Annotated in this window: 23 protein-coding genes and 1 tRNA gene; 10 read left to right on the top strand and 14 right to left on the bottom strand. The window is 66.8% G+C overall.

Features of this window, described 5'->3' with window-relative positions:
- Window positions 1–17 precede the first annotated feature (17 nt).
- From JO391_RS09120 to JO391_RS09090, 7 genes are all read right to left on the bottom strand, one after another.
- The gene (locus JO391_RS09120) at window positions 18–614 is read right to left on the bottom strand and encodes a DedA family protein (protein WP_220664228.1); all 597 of its coding nucleotides are present in this window, start codon (window positions 612–614) and stop codon (window positions 18–20) included.
- Complete coding sequence (locus tag JO391_RS09115; RefSeq protein ID WP_220664227.1) at window positions 614–922, bottom strand: hypothetical protein; 309 nt, start codon at window positions 920–922, stop codon at window positions 614–616. Before JO391_RS09115 ends, JO391_RS09120 begins: the two co-directional genes overlap by 1 nt.
- A complete protein-coding gene (locus JO391_RS09110) occupies window positions 919–1,557 on the bottom strand; it encodes a DedA family protein (RefSeq protein WP_220664226.1) in 639 nt (212 codons plus the stop codon). The genes JO391_RS09115 and JO391_RS09110 overlap by 4 nt, the downstream gene beginning before the upstream one ends.
- Window positions 1,554–1,928, bottom strand: a complete 375-nt coding sequence (locus JO391_RS09105; protein ID WP_220664225.1) for a hypothetical protein — start codon at window positions 1,926–1,928, stop codon at window positions 1,554–1,556. Before JO391_RS09105 ends, JO391_RS09110 begins: the two co-directional genes overlap by 4 nt.
- Complete coding sequence (locus JO391_RS09100; RefSeq protein ID WP_220664224.1) at window positions 1,925–3,109, bottom strand: vWA domain-containing protein; 1,185 nt, start codon at window positions 3,107–3,109, stop codon at window positions 1,925–1,927. Before JO391_RS09100 ends, JO391_RS09105 begins: the two co-directional genes overlap by 4 nt.
- Before the next feature lie 63 nt (window positions 3,110–3,172).
- Complete coding sequence (locus tag JO391_RS09095) at window positions 3,173–3,340, bottom strand: apolipoprotein acyltransferase (RefSeq protein WP_220664223.1); 168 nt, start codon at window positions 3,338–3,340, stop codon at window positions 3,173–3,175.
- Window positions 3,341–3,376: 36 nt separating this feature from the next.
- Window positions 3,377–4,741 (bottom strand): DUF2927 domain-containing protein, encoded by a 1,365-nt coding sequence (locus JO391_RS09090; RefSeq protein WP_220664222.1) that lies wholly within the window; start codon window positions 4,739–4,741, stop codon window positions 3,377–3,379.
- A gap of 457 nt (window positions 4,742–5,198) precedes the next feature.
- Here JO391_RS09090 and JO391_RS09085 point away from each other — a divergent pair, with 457 nt between their 5' ends.
- Window positions 5,199–6,488, top strand: a complete 1,290-nt coding sequence (locus tag JO391_RS09085; RefSeq protein WP_220664221.1) for a phytase — start codon at window positions 5,199–5,201, stop codon at window positions 6,486–6,488.
- A gap of 4 nt (window positions 6,489–6,492) precedes the next feature.
- Here JO391_RS09085 and JO391_RS09080 read toward each other — a convergent pair whose 3' ends face one another.
- Window positions 6,493–7,335 carry an AAA family ATPase gene (locus JO391_RS09080; RefSeq protein ID WP_220664220.1) on the bottom strand — a complete coding sequence of 281 codons (843 nt, stop codon included), beginning with the start codon at window positions 7,333–7,335 and terminating at the stop codon, window positions 6,493–6,495.
- A gap of 171 nt (window positions 7,336–7,506) precedes the next feature.
- Between JO391_RS09080 and dksA the strand changes: the two genes are divergently transcribed.
- Together dksA and JO391_RS09070 are read left to right on the top strand one after the other, a co-directional pair.
- Window positions 7,507–7,929 carry an RNA polymerase-binding protein DksA gene (gene dksA / locus JO391_RS09075; RefSeq protein WP_220664505.1) on the top strand — a complete coding sequence of 141 codons (423 nt, stop codon included), beginning with the start codon at window positions 7,507–7,509 and terminating at the stop codon, window positions 7,927–7,929.
- A 94-nt stretch (window positions 7,930–8,023) separates the two neighbouring features.
- The gene (locus JO391_RS09070; RefSeq protein WP_220664219.1) at window positions 8,024–9,208 is read left to right on the top strand and encodes an FAD-dependent monooxygenase; all 1,185 of its coding nucleotides are present in this window, start codon (window positions 8,024–8,026) and stop codon (window positions 9,206–9,208) included.
- Between the two features lie 620 nt (window positions 9,209–9,828).
- Here JO391_RS09070 and JO391_RS21455 read toward each other — a convergent pair.
- Window positions 9,829–10,434 carry a class I SAM-dependent methyltransferase gene (locus JO391_RS21455; RefSeq protein ID WP_259444866.1) on the bottom strand — a complete coding sequence of 202 codons (606 nt, stop codon included), beginning with the start codon at window positions 10,432–10,434 and terminating at the stop codon, window positions 9,829–9,831.
- Window positions 10,435–10,476: 42 nt separating this feature from the next.
- Window positions 10,477–11,640 carry a deoxyguanosinetriphosphate triphosphohydrolase gene (locus JO391_RS09060; RefSeq protein WP_220664217.1) on the bottom strand — a complete coding sequence of 388 codons (1,164 nt, stop codon included), beginning with the start codon at window positions 11,638–11,640 and terminating at the stop codon, window positions 10,477–10,479.
- Between the two features lie 74 nt (window positions 11,641–11,714).
- On the opposite strand from JO391_RS09060, the gene JO391_RS09055 reads away from it, so the two are divergent.
- Complete coding sequence (locus JO391_RS09055) at window positions 11,715–12,062, top strand: HesB/IscA family protein (RefSeq protein WP_375155693.1); 348 nt, start codon at window positions 11,715–11,717, stop codon at window positions 12,060–12,062.
- 90 nt (window positions 12,063–12,152) lie between these two features.
- Window positions 12,153–13,811, top strand: coding sequence for a tetratricopeptide repeat protein (locus JO391_RS09050; protein ID WP_220664216.1), 1,659 nt, complete (start codon window positions 12,153–12,155; stop codon window positions 13,809–13,811).
- On the opposite strand, the gene JO391_RS09045 is transcribed toward JO391_RS09050, so the two are convergent.
- Window positions 13,808–14,608, bottom strand: a complete 801-nt coding sequence (locus tag JO391_RS09045) for a glycosyltransferase family 2 protein (protein WP_220664215.1) — start codon at window positions 14,606–14,608, stop codon at window positions 13,808–13,810. The genes JO391_RS09050 and JO391_RS09045 overlap by 4 nt on opposite strands.
- A gap of 159 nt (window positions 14,609–14,767) precedes the next feature.
- Here JO391_RS09045 and xth point away from each other — a divergent pair, with 159 nt between their 5' ends.
- The gene (gene xth / locus JO391_RS09040) at window positions 14,768–15,547 is read left to right on the top strand and encodes an exodeoxyribonuclease III (protein ID WP_220664214.1); all 780 of its coding nucleotides are present in this window, start codon (window positions 14,768–14,770) and stop codon (window positions 15,545–15,547) included.
- Window positions 15,540–16,379 carry a sugar phosphate isomerase/epimerase family protein gene (locus tag JO391_RS09035; protein ID WP_220664213.1) on the top strand — a complete coding sequence of 280 codons (840 nt, stop codon included), beginning with the start codon at window positions 15,540–15,542 and terminating at the stop codon, window positions 16,377–16,379. The genes xth and JO391_RS09035 overlap by 8 nt, the downstream gene beginning before the upstream one ends.
- 9 nt (window positions 16,380–16,388) lie before the next feature.
- On the opposite strand, the gene JO391_RS09030 is transcribed toward JO391_RS09035, so the two are convergent.
- From JO391_RS09030 to JO391_RS09020, 3 genes are all read right to left on the bottom strand, one after another.
- The gene (locus tag JO391_RS09030) at window positions 16,389–16,751 is read right to left on the bottom strand and encodes a SpoIIAA family protein (RefSeq protein WP_220664212.1); all 363 of its coding nucleotides are present in this window, start codon (window positions 16,749–16,751) and stop codon (window positions 16,389–16,391) included.
- A 206-nt stretch (window positions 16,752–16,957) separates the two neighbouring features.
- Window positions 16,958–17,422, bottom strand: coding sequence for a disulfide bond formation protein B (locus JO391_RS09025; RefSeq protein WP_220664211.1), 465 nt, complete (start codon window positions 17,420–17,422; stop codon window positions 16,958–16,960).
- Window positions 17,419–18,006 (bottom strand): YqaA family protein, encoded by a 588-nt coding sequence (locus JO391_RS09020; protein ID WP_220664210.1) that lies wholly within the window; start codon window positions 18,004–18,006, stop codon window positions 17,419–17,421. Before JO391_RS09020 ends, JO391_RS09025 begins: the two co-directional genes overlap by 4 nt.
- Before the next feature lie 135 nt (window positions 18,007–18,141).
- Between JO391_RS09020 and ypfJ the strand changes: the two genes are divergently transcribed.
- From ypfJ to JO391_RS09005, 3 genes are all read left to right on the top strand, one after another.
- Complete coding sequence (ypfJ, locus tag JO391_RS09015) at window positions 18,142–18,984, top strand: KPN_02809 family neutral zinc metallopeptidase (RefSeq protein ID WP_220664209.1); 843 nt, start codon at window positions 18,142–18,144, stop codon at window positions 18,982–18,984.
- A 41-nt stretch (window positions 18,985–19,025) separates the two neighbouring features.
- Window positions 19,026–19,109: transfer RNA gene (locus JO391_RS09010), tRNA-Leu, on the top strand.
- Window positions 19,110–19,817: 708 nt separating this feature from the next.
- Complete coding sequence (locus tag JO391_RS09005) at window positions 19,818–22,103, top strand: Hint domain-containing protein (RefSeq protein ID WP_220664208.1); 2,286 nt, start codon at window positions 19,818–19,820, stop codon at window positions 22,101–22,103.
- Window positions 22,104–22,214 lie beyond the last annotated feature (111 nt).

Raw genomic sequence — 22,214 nt, 5'->3', positions numbered from 1 at the left:
CGGGTCTCGCCAAGGCGTCAGCCCTTGCGCCGCCGCCAGATCAGATGGCCAAGCGCCGCCGCGATGGCGAGTGCCGCAATGGCCCCCAGAAGCGAGGTCATTGTCGTGCCAAGTGCCTTCACCCGGTCGGCAAAGTAGGTGCCGCCCACGAGGTAGATCACGACCCAGACCGTATCGCCGATCGCTACTCCCAGGGTGAAGCGGCTCCACTTCACCCCGGTAGAGCCTGCGACCAGGTTCACCGAGGGCCCGATGGCCGACAGCGGAAACCGGCTGATGATCACGGCAATCTCGGCCCGCTTGTCCAACTCTTGCGCTGCCCGGTCCAAGGGCGCAGACAGGCGCGGCCGGGCGCGCAGCCGCTCCCACAGCGGCGCACCGCCAAAGCGTCCGGCGAAGAAGCCGATCTGGTCACCGATCATCGCGCCCACCAGCGTCGCCACAAACACAGTGGCCAGCGCCATGTCTCCCGATGCGATCAGCGCGCCCGAGGCCAGCATCATCGCCGAAGTCGGGATCGGCGCGCCCGCGCAGGACAGAAGCGCCGCCAAGAACATAACCACCGGCCCGTGCTTCGGGATCGCGGCATAGGCTTCGTGGATCAGGGTCTCCATCACGGCACCTCGGCCTGCAGCCGGGCGATCAGCGCGTCCGAGGTCTCGCCCCGTTCCGCGGCCAGGTCGCGCAATGAGGCGAAGGGCAGGGCGCCCGTGATCCCCAGGACCTCTGCCACACGCGCTGGCGGAATGCCGAACACCGCCGAGACATGGGCCGGTGTCATCCAGTCGGCCATCGGGTCCGGCGCAAAGCCCGTGCCGCTGGCGATGCGCCAGGTGGCCTGGACGCCCAATCCAAGCCCCAGCCCGAGACATAGAAGAAAGGCCAGCTTCAGGCCCGTGCCACCGGCCTCTGTCTCGCTCATGCGCTATCCTCCTGCCTCGTGCCGCCTTCGTCCCGCTCGTCCCGCGCCGCGCGCCACAGCATCCGCCCCAGAACCAGAGCCACCGCCGCGGCGCCCAGGCCGCCGGCCACGTTGGCCATCGCGGCGCCGATCTCGTCGATCTGCGCCGCAAAGGCGAAGCCGAGCCCGACATAGATCGAAACCCAGACCGCCTCGCCCGCGACCCCGGCGATGGTAAAGCGCCCCCAGTCCAGCCGCGTCATGCCGGCGGCAAGGTTCACATAGGGCCCGAGCGCCGAAAACAGCCAGCGCGACAGGAAGACCGCCAGAAGATCCCGTCGCGCCAGGTCCGCCACCGCCCGCGTCATCAGCGCCCCGGCCCCCGGGCGGGCCGCCATCCGTTCCCACAATGGCCCGCCGCCAGCCCGCGCCAGCGCATAGCCCACCTGGTCGCCCGCCACGGCTCCCAGAAGCGCCGCCCCCGCCACCACGATCAACGAAAGGTCACCAGAGGCGGTAAAGGCCCCGCCCGCCAGCATGACCAGCGAGGCGGGCAGGGGGAAAGCCAGACAGGACAGGAAAGTGACCGACAGGATCAGCCAGCCGCCCCATTCCGGCACAAGGGCCAGCGCGGTTTGCGACCATTCCGCGATCATTCGCCACCATCCGGCGGCGGTCCGGGCGGAGGCTCGCCCGGCGGCAGGCCCGGCGGGCGGTGCGCGTCCACCTCGGCCTGAAGCTCTGCCAACAGGTCGGTGACGATCACACCCTGCGCCGTGGCGATCTCGGCAATGGTCTGGCGCCTGTGTTCACCGGGCGTCAGGCCCAGGATCTCGCCCACCACATCTGGCGGGATGTGGTAGGTATGCACGACGAAGCCCGGCGTCATCCAGGCCGCCACCGGGCGCGTCGGATCACCGCGCGGCGGAACCAGGACAAAGCCCCGGATCAGGAAGCCTGCGGCCAGCACCACCATCACCGCGAAGGCGATGACCAGCTTGCGGTGATTGGCCCAAAGCCGCCTCATGCCTTCACCATCCGGATGCCCCGCGCCAGCCCGTCCACCGTCATCGGCACCATGCGTCCGCCGAAGATGCTGCCGATCATCCCGGTCGAGGCGCTGTGCCGCCAGTGCGCCTCGGGCACCGGGTTGATCCACAGATGCGCCGGCCATTGCGCGCAGGCGCGTTCCAGCCAGACCTGACCCGCCTCGCGGTTCCAGTGCTCGTTCGCCCCGCCCGGATGTGTGATCTCGTAGGGGCTCATCGCCGCATCGCCCACGAAGATCGCCCGCCAGTCCGGCCCATAGGTGCGCAGCACGTCCCAGGTCGGCACCTGCGCGTCCCACCGCCGCGCATTGTCACGCCAGACACCCTCGTACAGGCAGTTGTGGAAATAGAAGCTCTCCAGATGCCGGAACTCGGCCCGCGCCGCGCTGAAAAGCTCTTCCGCCACCCGCACATGCCCGTCCATCGACCCGCCCACGTCCAGGAACAGCAGCACCTTCACCGCGTTGCGCCGTGTCGGTCTTGTCTGCACGTCCAGCCAGCCATGCTCGGCTGTGGACCGGATCGTGCCGGGCAGGTCCAGTTCCTCTGCCGCACCGTCCCTTGCCCACCGGCGCAAGGCGCGCAGCGCCACGCGGATGTTGCGTGTCCCGATCTCCACCCGGTCGTCCAGATCGCGAAACTCGCGCCGGTCCCAGACCTTCACCGCCCGCTTGTTGCGGCTTTCGGCCTGGCCGATGCGCACCCCTTCCGGGTTGTAGCCATAGGCGCCAAACGGGCTGGTCCCCGCCGTGCCGATCCACTTGCTGCCGCCCTGGTGGCGGCCCTTCTGCTCTTCCAGCCGCTTCCGCAGCGTCTCCATCAGCGCATCGAACCCGCCAAGCGCCTCGACCGCCGCCTTCTCTTCCGCCGTCAGCGTCTTCTCGGCCAGCTTTGCCAGCCAGTCCGCCGGCAGGTCCAGCGCCTCCAGCACCGCTTCGGGCGAGATGTCCTCCAGCCCGCGAAAGGCTTCGGCAAAGGCGCGGTCAAACCGGTCCAGGTGCCGCTCGTCCTTCACCATTGCCGTGCGGGCCAGGTGGTAGAAGCCCGTGACGTCATGCGTCACCAGCCCGGCCGCCACCCCCTCCAGGAAGGCCAGGTACTCGCGCGGCGACACCGGCACGCCGGTGCGACGCAGTGTCAGGAAGAAGGGCAGGAACATTGCGTCCCCCGAAGATGCGCAGGCAGCGTGGCGGCTTCGGCCGGCGCGGTCAAGGCAGGCCGATCAGGCCGCCAACCGCTCGATCACGATGGTGGCGAACAGGCCCAGAAGCGTGAAGGCGATGCCATAGCCCGCGGCATATTGCAGGATGTCGGCCAGCCGCCCGCCGCGCCGCCGCGCCGTCAACGCGCCGATCAGCACGCCCAGAATGGCTGCCCCGATGACGATCATCCTGCATCTCCCGGTCCGCTGTGGCCCGGCGGTCTGTTAGCCGCGGCGCCCCGCAGCCGCAAGGGCGGCGATGTCAGCCATCCGCGCCATCACCTCGACATCCGAGCCAAAGCCATAGCGTGCCCAGCCCAGGCTTTCTGCCCGCGCCGCCTGTGCCTCGGCCGTCCTGCCCAGACCGTCCAGCGCCTCGGCGCGGATTTGCAGCAGCGTCGCCAGCAACGCCGCATTCTGTGCCGTGCGCACTGCCGGTATCGCCCCGTCCGCCAGCGCCAGCGCCTCCCTGAACCGCCCGCGCGACAGATCGAAGGCCGCAATCTGCATGTCGGCGTGGGCGGCATGGACGGAACAGCCTGGCAGGCTTGCATAGATCGTCTTGGCAGAGCGGAACGCATCGGCCGAAAGGTCCGGGTCGGTGCCCGTGGTCAACCGGCCAAGCGCGAACCAGGCAAAGGCCATGCGCGTATCGCGCCAGCCCTGTGCCTGGCCGATCGCCACCGCCTGCCGTGCCGCAGCCTGACGCTGGTCCAGCGCCGCTCGGCTGCCGAAGGCGGTCTCGATGGCCTGTGTCCAGTCGCGCGGGGTGGCTGACCCGGCGGGGATCGCCCCCACCGCGCCGCCTGCCGGATTGGCGCGGGCAATGACGCCCGGCAAGACAGCCGCGACCTCGGTCTCGGTCATGCCGCTCTGCAACTCCGGTGCATAGTGCACCTTCAGCATCAGCATGTCGAAGCCGGTCAGCACGGTGTGGAAATTGTCGTCGTTGTACACGGAATCCGGCAGGCGATAGAGGTCGTTCAGAGGCCCAAGCGCCTGCGCTGTCTCTTCGTGCAGGCAGTCGCGCACCTCCTGCGGCGACGTATCCGACGGCACGAAGACCGTGGCCGAGGTTCGCACCTCCATCCGCGTCCAGTCCACCGCCGCGCTGCCACGTTTGGCGCGGTAGTCGGCCAACCCGGTCACATTCGGCACCACATAGCAGGCGGCTGTCGGAACAAAACGCTGCAACTGCGCCTTCGGACGGAACTCTACGGTGATCGAGGCCGGGCCGGAGCCCACGCGGCTGATGTCGATCCCCGCCTCATTCCGCAGACGTGCGATCAGAAGGTCCAGGTCGGCTGCGGCCGAGGGCGGGATATCGCCCGCCATCGCCACCGTCACCGGCCCTTCGAACCGCGTCAGCCGTTCGACGCGACGACCGCTTTCCATCTGGAACTCCAGGTCCAGGAAGTCGCGCGCCATCTGCGCGTTCGACCGCCGCGCCGGTTCCACCGGCCCGCCGGAAAATCGCGTCGCCGGGGGCAGGGGAAAGTTGAACTCCGCTGCCTCGGGCAGGGTCCGGCTTACACCGACGCTGTCAGGCGTCGTTCCGGCGCAGGCCGAAAGAAGCAGCGCAGCACTCATGGACACAAACCGAGGCAAGTGGCGGACCGGGACCACAGGGTCGGAACCGGTGGGAGCACCGGCAACAGAAGGCAACTGGTACAAGGCACAGGCTCCGGGCAGTTCGGGGTATTGCGATGGCATCGTCGCGCCTTGGATCAGCGAACAAAGTGCGAGTGTCGGGATCGCGGCGGCATTGTGTCAAGACATGGGCAGTGTCTTTGCTTTCAGATACAATCTGTTGCGCCACGAACCCGATGTTTCGCCACAGCTAGGCAATCGCTGCGAACCTGTGGCGGCAACGTGCCCGAAGCCAGACGGAATTGTGGCGGAGCCGGGCGCCCTTTGCCGGCTTGCGCCTCCACGATTCGCCTCTTGCTGCCTTGGAGGGGCGACGGTCATCCCGGCGTTACCCATCTGTCACGGGGCTGTCAGTCAGAGGGCCTAAGGCGCGGGGACAACGCTTCAGGAGTCCCAGATGTTCCGTGCCGGCCTGTCCCTTCTTGCCTTTGCCGCCGCCTTGCCGACCGCCACCCTCGCCTGGGAGGTGGCCGACGTCGCGCCCACCCTGCAGACGCCGGTGCTGACCGAGGCCGACGCAGATGCCGATGCCGACGATCCGGCAATCTGGGTCGATCCCGCCGATCCGGCGAAAAGCCTGGTTGTCACTGCCGTGAAGAACGGCGGTGTCCGCGTCTATGACCTGACCGGCGCGCTGGTTCAGACCGTGCTTCCCGCCGAGGATGGCCGCATCAACAATGTGGACGTGGCCTATGGCGTGACCCTTGGCGACGGCAGCACCGCAGATCTGGTGATCGGCTCCGACCGGGGCCTGGACATCATCCGCATCTGGAAGATCGCCGCCGGTGACGCCCCCCTGACCGAGATCACCGCCCCTGCGGCAGGCCGGGCCTTCCCCACCCGCCCGGAGTCCGGCGCTGCGGTCGACAACCCGCTGGATGACCAGAACACCGTCTATGGCCTGACCACCTGGAAGGACGGCGACACGCTCTGGATCGCCGGAACTCAGCGCCACCAGCCGGTGGTCGGTCTGTTCAAGCTGCAGGCCAATCCCGACGGCACCGCGCAGGCGGTCAAGGACCACGAATTCTCTGTGCCCGCCACTCACAAGGGGCAGGATCTGACCGTCGAGAGCGACGAAGACCCGGCAAAGGACTGGTCTAACCAGTTCGAAGGCTCGGTGATCGACCGCACCACCGGCACGCTTTACACGGGGCAGGAAGACGTGGGCATCTGGGCCGTTCCCGTGACGGGCGGCGAACCGGTGCTGGTCTATGAAACCCGCGGCGCGGCCGGCTCCAGCTTCCGCAACGAGGACAGCGTGATCGCGCGCGATGTCGAAGGGCTGACCATCTGGTACGGCGGCGACGGCACGCGGTATCTTCTGGCCTCCAGCCAGGGCGGCGCCCATGGCGACGCGCCCCTGGCCGACGCGCCCTACGATGACAGCTTCGCCGTGTTCCGCCTTGGCGGCACCGCGCCCGAGCTTCTGGGGTCCTTCCGTGTCGCTGCCAGCGGCGCGATGGACGCCGTTCAGGAAAGCGACGGCGCCGATGTGATCGCCATGGCGCTGCCCGGCTTCCCGAACGGCCTGTTCATCACCCAGGACGGCTATGCCGGCGATCTGAACGGGCTCGACGGCGAAGTGGCCTCGACCAACTTCAAGTTCGTGGACTGGAAGGCCATCGCCGACAGCTTCACCCCGCCGCTGGCCGTGGCCCCCGAAGGTGCCGATCCCCGGCAGTGACGTCTCAGCCGCGCCCGCCGCGGTTCAGGAAGGCCAGCCGCTCGAACAGGTGAAGGTCGGCCTCCGTCTTCAACAGCGCGCCGTGCAGCTTTGGCAGCACGGCGCCCGGCTCGGCGCGCAGATCCTCCGGCGCCAGATCCTCGGCCAGGATCAGCCGCAGCCAGTCCAGCACCTCGCTGGTCGAGGGCTTCTTCTTCAAACCCGGCGTCTCGCGCAGTTCAAAGAACTGCACCAGTGCCGCGGTCAGAAGCCGGTCCTTGATGTCGGGGAAATGCACGCGGACAATGGCCTTCAGCGTGTCGATGTCGGGAAACCGGATGTAGTGGAAGAAGCACCGCCGCAGGAAGGCGTCGGGCAGCTCCTTCTCGTTGTTCGACGTGATGATCACCACCGGCCGGTGCCGCGCCCGCACCACCTCTCCCGTCTCCTCGACGGTGAACTCCATGCGGTCCAGCTCTTGCAGCAGATCGTTCGGAAACTCGATGTCCGCCTTGTCGATCTCGTCGATCAGCAGCACCACGCGGCCCTCGGCCTGGAAAGCCTGCCAAAGCCTCCCCTTGCGGATGTAGTTGCGCACGTCATGCACCCGCGCATCGCCCAGCTGGCTGTCGCGCAGCCGGCTGACCGCGTCGTACTCGTAAAGCCCCTCGCGCGCCTTGGTTGTGCTCTTCACATGCCACTCGATCAGGGGCAGCGACAGCGCCGCCGCCACCTGCCGCGCCAGTTCCGTCTTGCCGGTCCCCGGCTCGCCTTTCACCAGAAGCGGCCGTTCCAGCATCACCGCCGCGTTTACCGCAACGGCCAGTTCATCGGTGGCGACATAATCCGTCGTGGAAGCAAATTTCATCGGTCTGTCAAGGCTCTGTGAAGCGGGGCGAAAGCACCCTAGTCCGGCCCCGAAATTGTCGCAACCGCTAGTGACAATCCGGGGGCCATGGGATAGATGCACCGCCAGCAGGAGGACGCGATGACAGAAGCTCACCTGTCGGAGCGATCCGGCCCCAAGGAGAGAAGGCAGATGAAGGCCGAAGTCTTTCTTCCCGATGATTATCGCCCCGCCGAGAACGAGCCTTTCATGAACGAAAGGCAGCTCGAATACTTCCGCCGCAAGCTGCAGACCTGGAAGCAGGAACTGCTCAGCCAGTCGGCCGAGACGATCGACAACCTGCAGGACAGCGCCCGCAACGTCCCCGACCTGGCCGACCGCGCCAGCGAAGAAACCGACCGCGCGCTGGAACTGCGCACCCGCGACCGCCAGCGCAAGCTGGTCGCCAAGATCGACGCCGCGCTCCGCCGGATCGAAAACGGCGAATACGGCTACTGCGAGATGACGGGCGAGCCGATCAGCCTCAAGCGTCTGGACGCGCGCCCCATCGCCACCATGACGCTGGAAGCCCAGGAAAAGCACGAGCGTCGCGAAAAGGTCCACCGCGACGACTGAGTGACGCAGGCGCGCGGGCTTGCCTCGCGACCCCGTGACAACGAAAGTGGCGCCGGGCCGAAAGGTCCGGCGTTGTTCTGTCCGGAGGTCGGCGATGAGCCTGCATGGTGAAAAGGTCACGGTCCTTGGGGCTGGTGTCGCCGGTCTGGCCGTGGCGCGCGCGCTCGCGCTGCGCGGCGCCGCCGTCACCGTGCTGGAACAGGCCGACGCCATCCGCGAGGTTGGCGCCGGCCTGCAGATCAGCCCGAACGGCGCCGCCGTGCTTCGGGCGCTCGGGCTGGAACCCGAACTCGACCGCCTCGGCCAGCGCGCTGATGCCGTGGAGCTGATGGACGGGCTGGACGACACGCCAGTGATGCGCATGGACCTCTCCCGCTCCTCGGCGGGTCAGGGATTCCGCTTTCTGCACCGCGCCGATCTCATCGACCTTCTCGCCCGCGGCGCCCGCGAATCCGGCGTGGAAATCCGCCTCCTGCAAAAGGTGAAGACGGTCGATCTCTCCGGCCCGCGCCCCCGTGTCACCACCGCTCAGGGGGGCGAGATCGAGACTGGCCTCCTGATCGCCGCCGACGGGTTGCACTCGCCCACCCGCACGGCGCTCTGCGGGGCCGGCAAGGCGATCTTTACCAATCAGGTTGCCTGGCGCGCTGTCCTGCCGAACGACAGCCCCATCCCCCCGGTCGCCGAGGTTCACATGGGCCCGGGCCGTCACCTGGTCACCTATCCTCTGCGCGGCGGCACGCTGCGCAACATCGTCGCCATCGAGGAACGCCCACGGTGGGCCGAGGAAAGCTGGGCCCTGCGGGACGATCCGATGGAACTGCGCCTTGCCTTCAAGGATTTCGGTCCCCGAGTCCGGGGCTGGCTGGATCAGGTCCAGGATGTCTGGCTCTGGGGCCTGTTCCGTCACCCGGTTGCCCGGACCTGGACGAAGGACATGGCCGAAGGTGCCGTTGCGATCCTGGGCGATGCCGCGCACCCGACGCTGCCCTTCCTCGCCCAAGGCGCCAACATGGCGCTGGAAGATGCCTTTGTCCTCGCCCAGGCGCTGGACACGCATGACGACCGTGCCGAGGCGCTGGCAAGCTATCAGGCCGCCCGCGCGCCGCGCTGCAAGAAGATCGTGGAAGCCGCCAACCGCAACGCCCGCGCCTATCACCTGTCCGGCCCGTTGCGCTCCGTCGCGCATCTGGGGCTGAAGATCGGCAGCACGCTCCTGCCCGATTTCGCTCTGTCGCGCTTCGACTGGATCTATGGCCACGACGTGACGGCGGGGTAGGGGCGGCCGGGGTCTCCCCGACAGGGCCAGACCCGTGTAGGCTCAGGCCATCCACCACAACGGGAAGGCCGCCATGGCAACGCTCTTCCAGGGAATGAACCTGTCGCTCGACGGCTATGTGGACCACGACCGCTTCGCCCCCGACGACGCGCTGTTCCGCCACTTCACCCAGATGGTCGGCGACCTGACCGGCAGCCTCTACGGCCGCCGCCTTTATGAACTCATGCGCTACTGGGACGAGGACCAGCCGGACTGGACGCCTGACTTGCACGACTTCGCCAGGGCCTGGCGCGCCCAACCGAAATGGGTGGCCTCGCGGACACTCACATCGGTCGGCCCCAATTCCACCCTGCTTGGCCCCGACCTCGCGGCCGAAGTGCGCCGCCTGAAGTCCACGCTTCCGGGCGAGATCCAGGGCGGCGGCCCGGTGCTGGCCCACGGCCTCTCACACCTCGGGCTCATCGGCGAATACCGCCTGTACATCCGCCCGGTGGTACTGGGCCGGGGCAATCCGTCCTTCGCCGGCCCCTGCCGCCGCCACGCCTCCTGTCCAGCGCCCACGTGGGCGAGGATGCCGTACAGCGAACGTTCGTTCCAGCATAGCAAACTCGGCCCAGAAGTCATTCCGGTCGTCTTGTCAGGATCGCTAGCCAGGGGCCTTGAACGCCTTTGTCGAACCCTCCCCCGATGTATTCGACAACAGACAGGATATCCCAATCGCCCGATGCCTCATAGATTGCGACCAGTTCGTCGCGCGACAGGTAGTTGAAATAGCGACCGTGACTGTCCCGCCCTTCTCGGTCGCCCCCTTTGTAGCTCGCATGGTGAAGCCCACCCGGCTTCAGCGCACGCCTCACCTTCGATAAGACTTCCGGAAGGTCCGGACGAGGAACATGCAGCAAGGAGGCATTGGCCCAGACAGCATCGTAGTCCTCCTCGGCCTCCAGTTCATCGAAGCGCATCACACGCACGGGAATCTGCAAAAGCGCTTCGGCCTTTGCGGCAATCGCCGCCGAGCCATCCGTCGGATCGACCCGATGTCCCGCCGCGATCATGGCTTGGGCGTCCCTTCCACCGCCGCATCCCAATTCAAGGATCGTGGAACCGGGCTTCAAGACCTCAAGAAAGTAGGGCAGGTGTCGGCTTACGCCGCCTGCGCCGCTCGCAACGTAGGTGGGGGCGAATTCGGAATAGAACGCCAGTGTCTGCGCGTCAGGGGCTGGCATTTCTGGTCACCTATCTCCGCAAGAAGGGCTTCGCCCGACAAGTCACCCGCACAGCCGCGCGTGTTCCTGCAAGGCGAACCGGTCCGTCATCCCTGCCACATAATCCGCAACGATCCGCGCAAGCACCACCTCGTCGGTGGCCGCGGCAATGTCGGCCTGCCATTCGGCCGGCAGAAGCGCCGGTTCGCGCAGGAACAGCGGGAACAGGTCGTTCACCACCTGCGTCACCCGCGCCCGTTCGGCCATGACCGAAGGCGCGCGGTACATGCGGTGGAACAGGAAGGACCGGATCGCCTTCAGCTCCTGGTAGAGCGGCTTGGAAAAGCGGATGATCGTGGTGCCCATGTGCCGGATATCGTCCACCGATTTCGGTTGCGCCGCCGAAAGCCGGTTCTGCGCCACCGCGATCACGTCCTCGACCATGCGCCCGAACACCCGGCGCAGCGCCTCGTGCCGGCGGCGCATCTTCTCCAGCCCCGGATAGATCGCATCCACCTCGGCGAAGGCCGGCCCGGTGACCGGCAGGTCCATGAGGTCGTCCTCGGTGAACAGGCCCGACCGCAACCCGTCGTGCAGGTCGTGGTGCGAATAGGCCACGTCATCGGCAATCGCCGCCACCTGGGCCTCGGCGCTGGCATGGGTGTCCAGTTCCAGATCCCACATCGCATTCACTTCGGCCAGGGCATAGGGCAGTGGCCCCTCATGCTTCTTGTCGGCATTCGGCCCGATGACCGGCCCGTTGTGCTTGGCAATGCCCTCCAGCGTCTCCCAGGTCAGGTTCAGCCCATCGAAATCGGCATAATGCCGCTCCAGCCGCGTCACGATCCGCAGCGCCTGCGCATTGTGGTCAAATCCGCCATAGGGCGCCATCAGGCGCTCCATCGCATCCTCGCCGGTATGGCCAAAGGGCGTATGCCCCAGGTCATGCGCCAGCGCGATCGCCTCGGCCAGATCGGTGTTCAGGTTCAACACGCCCGAGATGGTGCGCGCCACCTGCGCCACCTCGATCGAATGGGTCAGCCGTGTGCGATAGTAATCGCCCTCATGTTCCACGAAGACCTGGGTCTTGTGCTTCAGCCGGCGGAAGGCGCTGGAATGTATGATCCGGTCGCGGTCGCGCTGGAAGGGCGACCGGAAGGACGACGTGCGTTCGGGGTATAGTCGGCCACGGCTCTGGTCGGGCAGGCAGGCATAGGGGGCAAGCATCCGGGGCCGTTCTTGTTGCGGTCTTCACTCCGACTTATATTCATGGAACCGCACCAAGGATATGCGAACAAACCATGACCCTCATGTTGCCGCCAGATGCGTCCAATCCCCGCGTGACCGACCGGGCCTTCGCCCGCCTGGCCGAGATTGCCGAGGCGATGGGCGAAACGAAAGCCCTGCGCATCGCGGTCGAGGGCGGGGGATGTTCCGGCTTCCAGTACGATATCCGCCTGGACGAAGCGGCCGAGGATGACCTTGTGCTGGAAAAGGACGGCCAGCGCGTCCTGGTCGATGCCGTCTCGCTGCCCTTCCTTGCCAATGCGGTGATCGACTTCACCGACGAACTGATCGGTGCGCGCTTCGTGGTGCAGAACCCGAACGCCACCGCCTCCTGTGGCTGCGGCACATCGTTTTCCATCTGATGCCACCCTCCGGCTGAACCCGCGCTTGCCGCAGGGGCCTGCCCGATTCATGCTGCCCGAAAAGAGCAGATAACAAAATCAGAGGCAGGCATGACACTCGATCCGCTGTCCCGGATGGCGGTGCTGAACGGCACCGACAAGTTCGGCTACCATTGCTACACGCCCAACTACCACAAGCTCTTCCACCGCTGGCGCGACCGCGAGCTGAAGATCCTCGAGATCGGCGTCGGCGGCTACCAGGACGAAGACCGCGGCGGGCAAAGCCTCGCCACCTGGCGCGACTACTTCCCGAAGGCCCAGGTCACCGGCATCGACATCCAGAAGAAGGTGCTGGATTTCGGCCCCCGCGTCGCCATCCGCCAGGGCAGCCAGGTGGACCCGGATTTCTTTGCCGCGCTGGTCGCCGAACGGGGCCCCTTCGACCTGATCGTCGATGACGGCAGCCACCGCAACGAACATGTGGTGGAAACCTTCCGTCTGCTCTTCCCCACGCTGAAGCCCGGCGGCATCTACGTGGTCGAGGATGTCCAGACCTCCTTCATGCCCCGCTTCGGCGGCTCGCTCGACCTGGCCCAGCCCAATTCCGTGGGCTTCTTCCGCGACCTGATCGCCGCCCCGCCCGCGGGCGTCACGGCGATGGAGCGGTTCCACAACATGGTGGCCATCCACAAGGCCGGCGGCCCCGATGCCGGCCTCGACCGCTCCACCGCCGCCACGCTGCCCGGCACCGGCGCCAAGGTCCGCCGCCTCTCCGCCGCCCATGCCACGCCCGAAAGCTGGCGCCGCGCCTTCGCCGAGCTTCCCGAGCGCGCGCTCCTCGTGCTCGACGGCCAGCCCGGCCCGGCGCTGCTGGCCGACCTCCTCGCCCGCTTCGTCGAGGTCGACCACCGCGAGATCCGCCACAACTTCCCCAAAGCCACCCCAGACCCGGTGGCAACCCAGCTTTACGGCATCGAACGCCATGCCGAAGGCTGGGTGCTGATCAAGGCGCCGAACGACTATCCGTCCAACTTCGCCTTCGATATCGACCATCCCCAGGCCCAGGCCACCTGCGCCGCCATCGAGGCCATACTGCGCGAAACCCCCACCGAGGAGGGGCTCGTCCACTACGCCGGCCTCGTCACCGCCGAACGCGGCCGCGAGGCGGCACGCGACTGGGTCGCCCAACTCGACCGGATGGAGGCGACGGCGCGGCAGTACTTCCTCCTCTCCGGCGGCCTCGCACAGCGCGACCGCCAGCTTGACCGCGCCGCCCAGGTCTTCGCGCGCGCTCTGGTCCATTTCCCCAACGACCCCGGCTTCGCCCTCGCGCTCGGCTCGGTCCTCCTGGCGCAAGGCCGCGCCGAGGATGCCGGCCATGCCATCGCCGCCCCGCTGCTGGCCCATCCCCGCGACGCCAATCTGCACCTGCTCATGGCCCGCATCGCCGATGCCCAGGACGAGGAAGCCCAGTCGATCGACCATGCGACCAAGGCCGTCACCTACTCGCCGGTGCCGAAAAAGCCCCGCGCCCAGGCGGTGCTGGGCGAGCTTCTGGTGAAGGCCGACCGGCTGGACGAGGCCGAAGCGGCGCTCACCGCCGCCGTGGCCGACGACAGCCGACACGCCGCCCGCGCCTGGCGCATGCTGTCTGACCTGCACGCGCGGCGGGGCGAAAGGGAAAGCGCCCTTGCCGCTGCCGACCGCGCCACCGACGCCTCACCCTCAACGCGAGAATACCGCGACTGGCGCGCAAAACTGGCGGGTTAACCCGCCACTCCGGCCGCAAAGGCATAGAAGTGCCGCCCCGCGCCCTCCGACGCGTGGCGGCGGTTCAGTGCCATCTTTGCCTCGAACACCCGCGCCGCTGCCTCGGCGCAATCGGGCGACAGCACCGTCTCGCCAGCCCGAAACGCCCGGATGTGGTCGCGGTAGGCCGCCTCCACCCGGTCGGCGAAATCCCCCGCATCCGTCACCGACCCCTCGGTCAGTTCCATGACATAGGGCGCGGCGGTCAGCGGCAGACGCCCGCCATGCGCGCCGATCACCTCCAGACCATGCGCCACGTCCTGCGACAGCAGGTTGCGGAACCGTCCGACGCGCGTGCGCCGCACCACGGGCCGCAGCGAGGCCCCGGTGCGCGCCGCCAGGTCGAAATCCGCCCCGGCCCCGTGCCGGGCGAGGTCAAAGATGGTCTCGCCCGCCAGCCGTACCTCCAGCCGCGCCATGGCCGCCCCCGATCCTTCGGCCAGTGCAACAGCCTCGGCCAGAAAGCCCGGCGCCAGCCAGTCGTCGGCATCCAGGAAGGCCACCCAATCCCCCGTGGCCCGGTCCAGCGCGCGGTTGCGCGCCGGCCCCACGCCACTGGCCACCGCGCCGCTGACTCCCACCTTTACCGCCGGCGACAGCGCCGCCGCTGCTGGGTAATCCGCGCCGTCGTCGCTTTCGACCAGGATTTCCAGCGCCGCCTCTGGCAATCCGCCCTGCAATACCGAACCCACCGCCCGCGGCAGCACCGCCCCGGCACGATAGGCGGGGATTACCACGGAAACGGCAGGGGTGGTCATGTCAGGCCTTTCGCGGCGGGGCAGGGGCCGGAAGTGGCGCAATGTTCGCTCCGGTCAAGGGTCACAACCATTCCTGCCCTTTGCGTGCCACCCCAACCCCCGCTTGCCCCTTGCCCCACCCCAAGGCTACACCTTTCCCCGAGGCGGCAGGAGAGCCCGATGAAGATCGCGACCTTCAACATCAACGGCATCAAGGCGCGCATCGAGGCGCTGACCGAATGGCTGGCCGAGGCACAGCCCGACGTGGCCTGCCTGCAGGAAATCAAGTCGGTGGACGAAGCCTTCCCCCGCGCGCATTTCGAGGACCTGGGCTACAACGTCGAAACCCACGGCCAGAAAAGCTTCAACGGCGTCGCCATCCTGTCGAAGCTGCCGCTGGAAGATGTGACGCGCGGCCTTCCCGGCGACGACACCGATGAACAGGCCCGCTGGATCGAGGCCACCGTGGTCGGCCGCACGGCCATTCGGGTCTGCGGGCTTTACCTTCCCAACGGCAACCCCGCGCCGGGCCCCAAATACGACTACAAGCTCGCCTGGATGAAACGGATGCAGGCCCGCGTGACCGAGCTTCTTGCAACCGAAGAACCCCTGGTCTTCTGCGGCGATTACAACGTGATCCCCCAGCCCGAGGATGCGGCGAAGCCCGAGGACTGGAAGACCGACGCGCTGTTCCTGCCCGAAAGCCGCGCTGCCTTCCGCCGGCTCATCCACCTTGGCCTCACCGATGCCATCCGGACCCGAGACCCGCGCCCCGGCACCTATACCTACTGGGATTTCCAGCGCGGCGCGTGGGAACGCAACAACGGCATCCGCATCGACCACCTGCTGCTCTCGCCCCAGGCCGCCGACCTGATGCGCGAGACCGGCATCGACAAGGCCGTGCGCGGCCGCGAGAAGCCGTCCGACCATGTTCCTGCCTGGGTGGACCTCGATGCCTGATCTTCCCCGCGCCGGATGCGCCACCTATCTGGCGAGCCTGTCCGCCGTGCCCGGCCTGCGGGACTGGCTGGCACAGGGGCGAGATCTGGAATTGCGCGACTTCACCGAGATCGGCGCGCTCCAGAACGACGCCTGGCGCGACATCGCCGCGCGGGCAAGGTCGGACCTTGCCGGCCATACCGGGCGCATCGGGGTGCACGGCCCCTTCTGGGGCTTCCAGATCGACCAGCCCGATCCCGACCTGCGCGCCATCGTGCAGGACAGGATGCTCTGCGCCCTCGACGCGCTGGACTTGATCCTGGGGGGCAAGGGCGGTGGCCACATGGTCGTGCATTCGCCCTTCACCACCTGGTCCGGCTTCAACCGTGGCACCGAGATGGACGATCAGGCCGGCATCACGGCCCGCTCGCTGGAAACCATGGCCCCCGTGGTGGCGCGGGCCGAGGCTCATGGCATTACCCTCGTGGTCGAAAACTGCGAAGACCGCGATCCGCAGGAACGGGTGGATCTCGTCCGCGCCTTCGCCTCGCCCGCGGTCGCCGTCTCGCTGGACACCGGCCATGCGCATTATGCCCACGGCTCCACCGCCGCACCGCCCGTCGATACCCATGTGCGCGCCGCCGGGCCGCTTCTCGCCCATGTTCACCTGCAGGATGCCGATGGCGTGGCCGACAGGCATTGGGCGCTCGGCCAGGGCACGATCCGCTGGCACGGGCTGTTCCGGGCGCTGGCCGAACTGCCGCAGATGCCCCGCCTCATCATCGAGATGGCGCGTCCCGAAGATATCCTCGTCTCGGCCCGATATCTCGAAGCCGAGCGGCTGGCCGTCTGATCGACCGTCCTATTCCCGCAGCCAGGCTTCGGCCTCCGCCAGCCGGGCCGCAGGAAAATGGCGCATGTCCACCGCCAGCATGGCGCGCCCGAGCGTCTCTGCAACCGGGCCGAACCCGGCGTCCGTTACAAGAGCGACCTTGGCCAGCCTGCGGTGAAACTCGCGGATAAGCCCGACATGGGCCATCAGCGCAGAGACATCGGCATAACCCGGAAACTGCGCCGCATTCACCAGAAGCCCCCGCACCGCATGACCCGCCTCTGCCTGGTCCTCCAGCGCCTTCCGCAGCCGGTCAATATCGCCCTCCTCGATCACCCCATGCGGATGCAGCGCAAGGATCGTCCCCGGCTCCATCAGGTGTATTGTCAGCATCTCTTCCCCCACCACTTACCCGAAACTGGTTCCCCGTGAGGCAGAGGATGCCACATTTTTAATCTTTATCAAAATGTCGTGAGCACTGGGCGGCCCGGCACGATGACGCAGCCCGCCGGAGCGTGGCCAATTATGAAGTCCAAGTTAATATGCGTCGGTAAGATATTGATTTTACATGGATTAGTAAAGCGTCCGAGCTCGGACGCCTATCGCTTCCGGGTCGCCGCGATCACCCAGACCAGGGTCAGGCCCAGGCTCACGATCACATTCCATCCGGCCATCGAGATACCCCACATCTCCCAGGGGATCACGTCACAGGCCACCGGCCCGCCGACCGTGACGTCCAGGTTCAGCAGGTCATCCCTGCCCACCCCCGACAGCGCATCCACGGTGCAGGTGGCCAGCCCCTCCCACCACCTTTGCTCGACCCCGACGTGGAACACCCCGATCCCCGCCGTGGTCAGCGTGGCGAGCGCCCCCACCCAGGGCCAGAGCCTCCACCGCGTCACCAGCGCCAGCACCCCCGCCAGCACCGCCGCCCCATGCGGCCAGCGCTGCCACAGGCACAACTGGCAAGGCAGCAGCCCCATCCCGTACTGAAAGAAGAACGCCCCGCCCAGCACAGCGGCGGAGCCAAGCGTGGCCAGCACGACAAGAAAGTTCCGGCTCATGATAGGACCCCTTTGACAAGCAGGTAGGCGAGCGCCCCCAGTACGATGACTCCGGCCGCGATCCAGGGAAAGCGCCGCTCGATGAAGCCCAGGATCGGCCGGCCATAGTGCCTCAGCAGCCATCCCAGCAGAAAGAACCGCCCGCCCCGCGCCACAATGGCCGACGCCACAAAGGGCGCCAAGGGAAACCCGATCAGCCCCGCCAGGATCGTCACCACCTTCATCGGCGGCAGATGGGAAAAACCCGAGGTCACCAGCAGAAGCAGCACCAGCCCTGGACCAGAAGCTGCCAGCGCCTCGAAGGCATCCAGCTTGCCGTAGAATTCCAGCAGCGGCCGCGCGATGAGCGCGAAGGCAAAGCGCCCGATCAGCCAGCCGGCCACCCCGCCCAGGACCGATGCCACCGTGGCCACCGCCGCATAGCGCATCGCCCGGTCAGGCCGCGCCAGACACATCGGAATGAACAGGACATCCGCCGGGATCGGGAAGACGGAACTTTCCGTGAAGGACACCGTGGCCAGCACCGGCTCGGCATGGCGATGCGCGGCCTGCCGCAGGGTCCAGTCGTAAAGGCGTCGAAGCATCGGGCTTCCTTTCGGTGCCGACATGGCGCGGCCAGGGCCGGAAGGTCAAGCTGCCCCTTGTGCAGGACGCTTCCCCAGGCTGCAAACCCCGCCTACACTTGAGCGTGATCGACCTGGAAGCTTGGAGGCGGGGTCATGGAGTGGCGCGGGCGGCGGCAAAGCCAGAACATCGAGGACCGCAGAGGTTCGCGCGCGGCCAGGGGCGGCGGGATCGGCGTGGTCGGGCTTCTGGTCGTGCTCGCCGTGGGCTACTTCTTCGGTGTTGACGTGACGCCGCTGATCGAGAATGGCGGGCAGGTGACGACCAGTGAGCCGGCCGATCTGACTGCAGCCGACCAGGAACGCGCAGAGTTCGTCGCGGTCACCCTGGCCGATACCGAGGAGGTCTGGGCTGATGTCTTTCGCCAGCAACTGAACGCCTCGTACGCGCCGCCGGTTCTCGTGCTGTTCAAGGGCGCCACGGCGTCTGCCTGCGGCGGGGCCGACATGTCGACCGGCCCGTTCTATTGCCCGGTCGACCGCAAGGTCTATCTCGACACCGATTTCTTCGTGCTCATGGAGCGCCAGCTTGGCGCGGGCGGCGACTTCGCCCAAGCTTATGTCGTGGCGCACGAAGTCGGACACCACGTGCAGAACCTTTTGGGCATCCTGAACGAGACCGCGCGCCTGCGTCAGCGCATGAGCCCCGCCGACAGCAATGCCGTGTCGGTCATGGTCGAGCTTCAGGCGGATTGCCTGGCGGGAATCTGGGCGCGCAAGGCGTCCGAGAAGTTCGGCACGATCGACCGAGCCGACGTCGAGGAGGCGATGAATGCCGCCCGCCAGATCGGCGACGATACGCTGCAGCGCAATGCAGGCCGCCGCCCGATGCCGGACAGCTTCACCCATGGCACATCGGCGCAGCGGGCGGACTGGTTGTTGCGCGGGATGAAGACCGGCCAGATTGACGCTTGCGACACCTTTTCCGGCAATCTTTGACCAGTTGACCATCCCCCGCCCGGCAGGCTAACTGCGCCGGGGCCCGAGTGGCGGAATGGTAGACGCAGCGGATTCAAAATCCGTCGCCGCAAGGTATGCGAGTTCGAGTCTCGCCTCGGGCACCACCCCAGGATCATGGCTAGAAGATGGCGAAAGCCGGTTCGCGATTCGGCGATTCGACCGACACAATGTTCTTAACGCCGCGTCATTTTCAGTAGAATCCTTGCATTGGTCCGCCTTCGGCAACGGCTCCTAACCAATCAGGGCCAAAATCGGGCGCACACGCGGCAATTGTGGCGAGATGGCGACAAGAGGCGATTGTTGCGGCATCGGAAACGCGCTTCTCGATGGCGCCTGGATTTACCCAATCATTTTAGGCATTTGTGTTCCGGTCTGCGGGGGAGCGATGCGGAATTGTTGCGGGAATGCGGCCGGGGGTGCAACCAGAGGCTGTTGAGCGTCGCGCTACACGCCCGGTAACCAATTGGAGATCACGGGTTTTCAGCTTTCTGAAACCTTGTTTTCCCTGTATCCAAACTTTGTCTGCTGGATGGCGCGGAACCGTGGGGGCGGGACTGCGTCATAGGTGCACTGAAAGGTGTATCAACGGTGACAATGGGCTGCCGAGGTTAAACCTCACCAAGAATCGGCTGAGCCGGCACTTCGCCGGACCGGAAGAGGTTTGGTGTCGCGCAAGACGGGCCGTGCCCCTGTAACCGGAGACCCCTCGGGTCGAAACCAGTGGACCGTCGCTCTCGCAAGGGGGGGCGGACGTTGGGGCGAGGCCGATCGGCCTCGCTCGGGTTCGGGTCGGTTTGGATATTGGTCGCACAATGAGCAGCACGTACAGCAAGAACAACGATGGATGCGGCGGTGGCAGCACGACCACCCGCGACGGAATTGTCACCGGCACGGCCGGCAACGACTTCATGGATACAAGCTATGTCGACAAGGACGGTGATCGCCCCGACTCCTACGACGCGATCCTGCCTGGCGCTGCCCCGAACGATGATCTGATCTATGCCAAGGATGGCAACGATACGGTGATCGCGGGCCTCGGCAACGACAAGGTGTATGCCGGCAACGGCAACGACTATGTCGACGGTGGTGTGGGGAATGACACCATCTATGGCGAGGCTGGCAACGACACGCTCTGGGGGCGTGAAGGTCAGGATCTGATCTACGGCGGCGAAGGCGCAGACTTGCTCAAGGGCGGGGCGGACAACGACACGGTTGACGGCGGATCTGGTAACGACGTGATCTACGGTGGCGACCTGGGCCCGATTTGCAACGATGGTGCCGATGCGCTTGATGGCGGCGATGGCAATGACACGATCTATGCGGGCACGGGCAACGACACGGTTTCCGGCGGAAACGGAAGTGATCGTATTGAGGGCGGCGATGGTGACGACCTGATCGACACCGCGGGCGGAACCACGACGTCTGCCATCAGCGCGGCGAGCCTCACCTCCGGCAACGTTGGCCTGCCCGACCGCGGCTATCCCGGGCTCTATCCTGCCGACAGCGATCCCTACAACGACCGCGACACCGTGTTTGGCGGCAACGGCAACGACACGATCCGCACGGGCGACGACAATGACTCGGTTGCCGGTGGCGAGGGCAATGACCTGATCGACGGCGGCGTCGACGATGATACGCTGAACGGGCAGGGTGGCCGCGACACCATCATCGGTGGCGAAGGCAACGACCTGATCGACGGCGGTAACGAAGGCGACCTGATCTATGGCGGCTACGACTCGTCCGTTCCGGATGCGGTGAACATCCGCGACGATGCGGGCGATCTGCGCCCGGACAACGGCCTGGACACGATCTACGGCGGCGAAGGTAACGACACGGTCTTCGGCATGGACGATGCCGACCAGATCTTCGGCGGCAACGGAGATGACTCGCTGGATGGCGGCATCGACAACGATCTTGTCGATGGCGGCGAAGGCAACGACACGGTGATCGGCGGCCAAGGCAATGACACGCTGTTCGGCGGCGGAGCCCAGGACCGGCTGTACGGCGGTGATGGTGCTGACAGCGTTTCGGGCGGAGAGGGCGACGACTCTGCCGAGGGCGGCAATGGCAACGACAGCCTGAGCGGTGGTGGCGGACAGGACACGCTGGCCGGCGGCGCGGGCGACGATGTCATGGACGGCGGCACCGGCGATGACCGCCTGACGGGCGATGCCGGCAACGACGCCCTCACGGGTGGCGATGGCCAGGACCGGCTGGATGGCGGTGCCGGCAACGACACGCTGACCGGCGGCAATGGCGTCGACACGATGCTGGGCGGCGACGACCGCGATACCTTCTACGCCGGCTTCGGCGACAGTGTGGATGGCGGCACGGGCGGGGACGATTTCGACACGCTGGACCTGACGGCGCTGATCCCGCCGGGTGGTTCGGTCGAACTGGCCAATGTGACCGACGACCCGGACGGGGACTCGATCAGCGGGATTGCGATCATCCGCAACTCCTCCGGCGGTGAAGTCGGCCGCGTGACATTCACAGAAATCGAACAGTGCGTGCCCTGCTTCACCCCCGGTTCGCTGATCGCGACGCCGCGTGGTGAAGTGCCGGTCGAAAGCCTGAAGGTGGGCGACAAGGTCATCACCCGCGACAACGGCATCCAGGAAATCCGTTGGGTCGGCCAGAAGGACCTGTCATGGGCCAATCTCGTGGCCATGCCCCACCTGAAGCCGGTTCTGATCCGTCAGGGCAGCCTTGGCAACGGCCTGCCCGAGCGGGACATGCTGGTGTCTCCCAACCACCGGATGCTGGTGGCCAGTGACCGCACGCAACTCTATTTCGACGAACACGAAGTGCTGGTTTCGGCCAAACATTTGGTCTCGGGCAATGCAATTCATCAGGTGGACCGGGCCGGGGTGTCCTATATCCACTTCCTGTTCGACGATCACCAGATCGTGCTGGCGGACGGCGCCTGGACCGAAAGCTTCCAGCCAGGCGACTATTCGCTGAAGGGCATCGGCAATGCGCAGCGGTCGGAAATCCTGGAACTCTTCCCCGAACTGGCGACCGAGGGCGGGCTGCAGGATTACGTGGCGGCCCGCCGCACGCTGAAGCGGCACGAAGCGCGTCTGCTGGTTCGCTGAAGCCATTGAAATGACTTGAAAGGGGGGCTTCCGGCCCCCCTTTCGCTTTCCGCCCTGTTGCGAAGCCGCAACGGCCCCGACCGGTTCTGGCGAGTGCCCACTACCTTTCCG

It is taken from the genome of Neotabrizicola shimadae (assembly GCF_019623905.1).
Taxonomy (GTDB): Bacteria; Pseudomonadota; Alphaproteobacteria; order Rhodobacterales; family Rhodobacteraceae; genus Neotabrizicola; species Neotabrizicola shimadae.
Note: the sequence above shows the minus strand (reverse complement) of the source record. Positions and strands in the feature narration are given on the sequence as shown.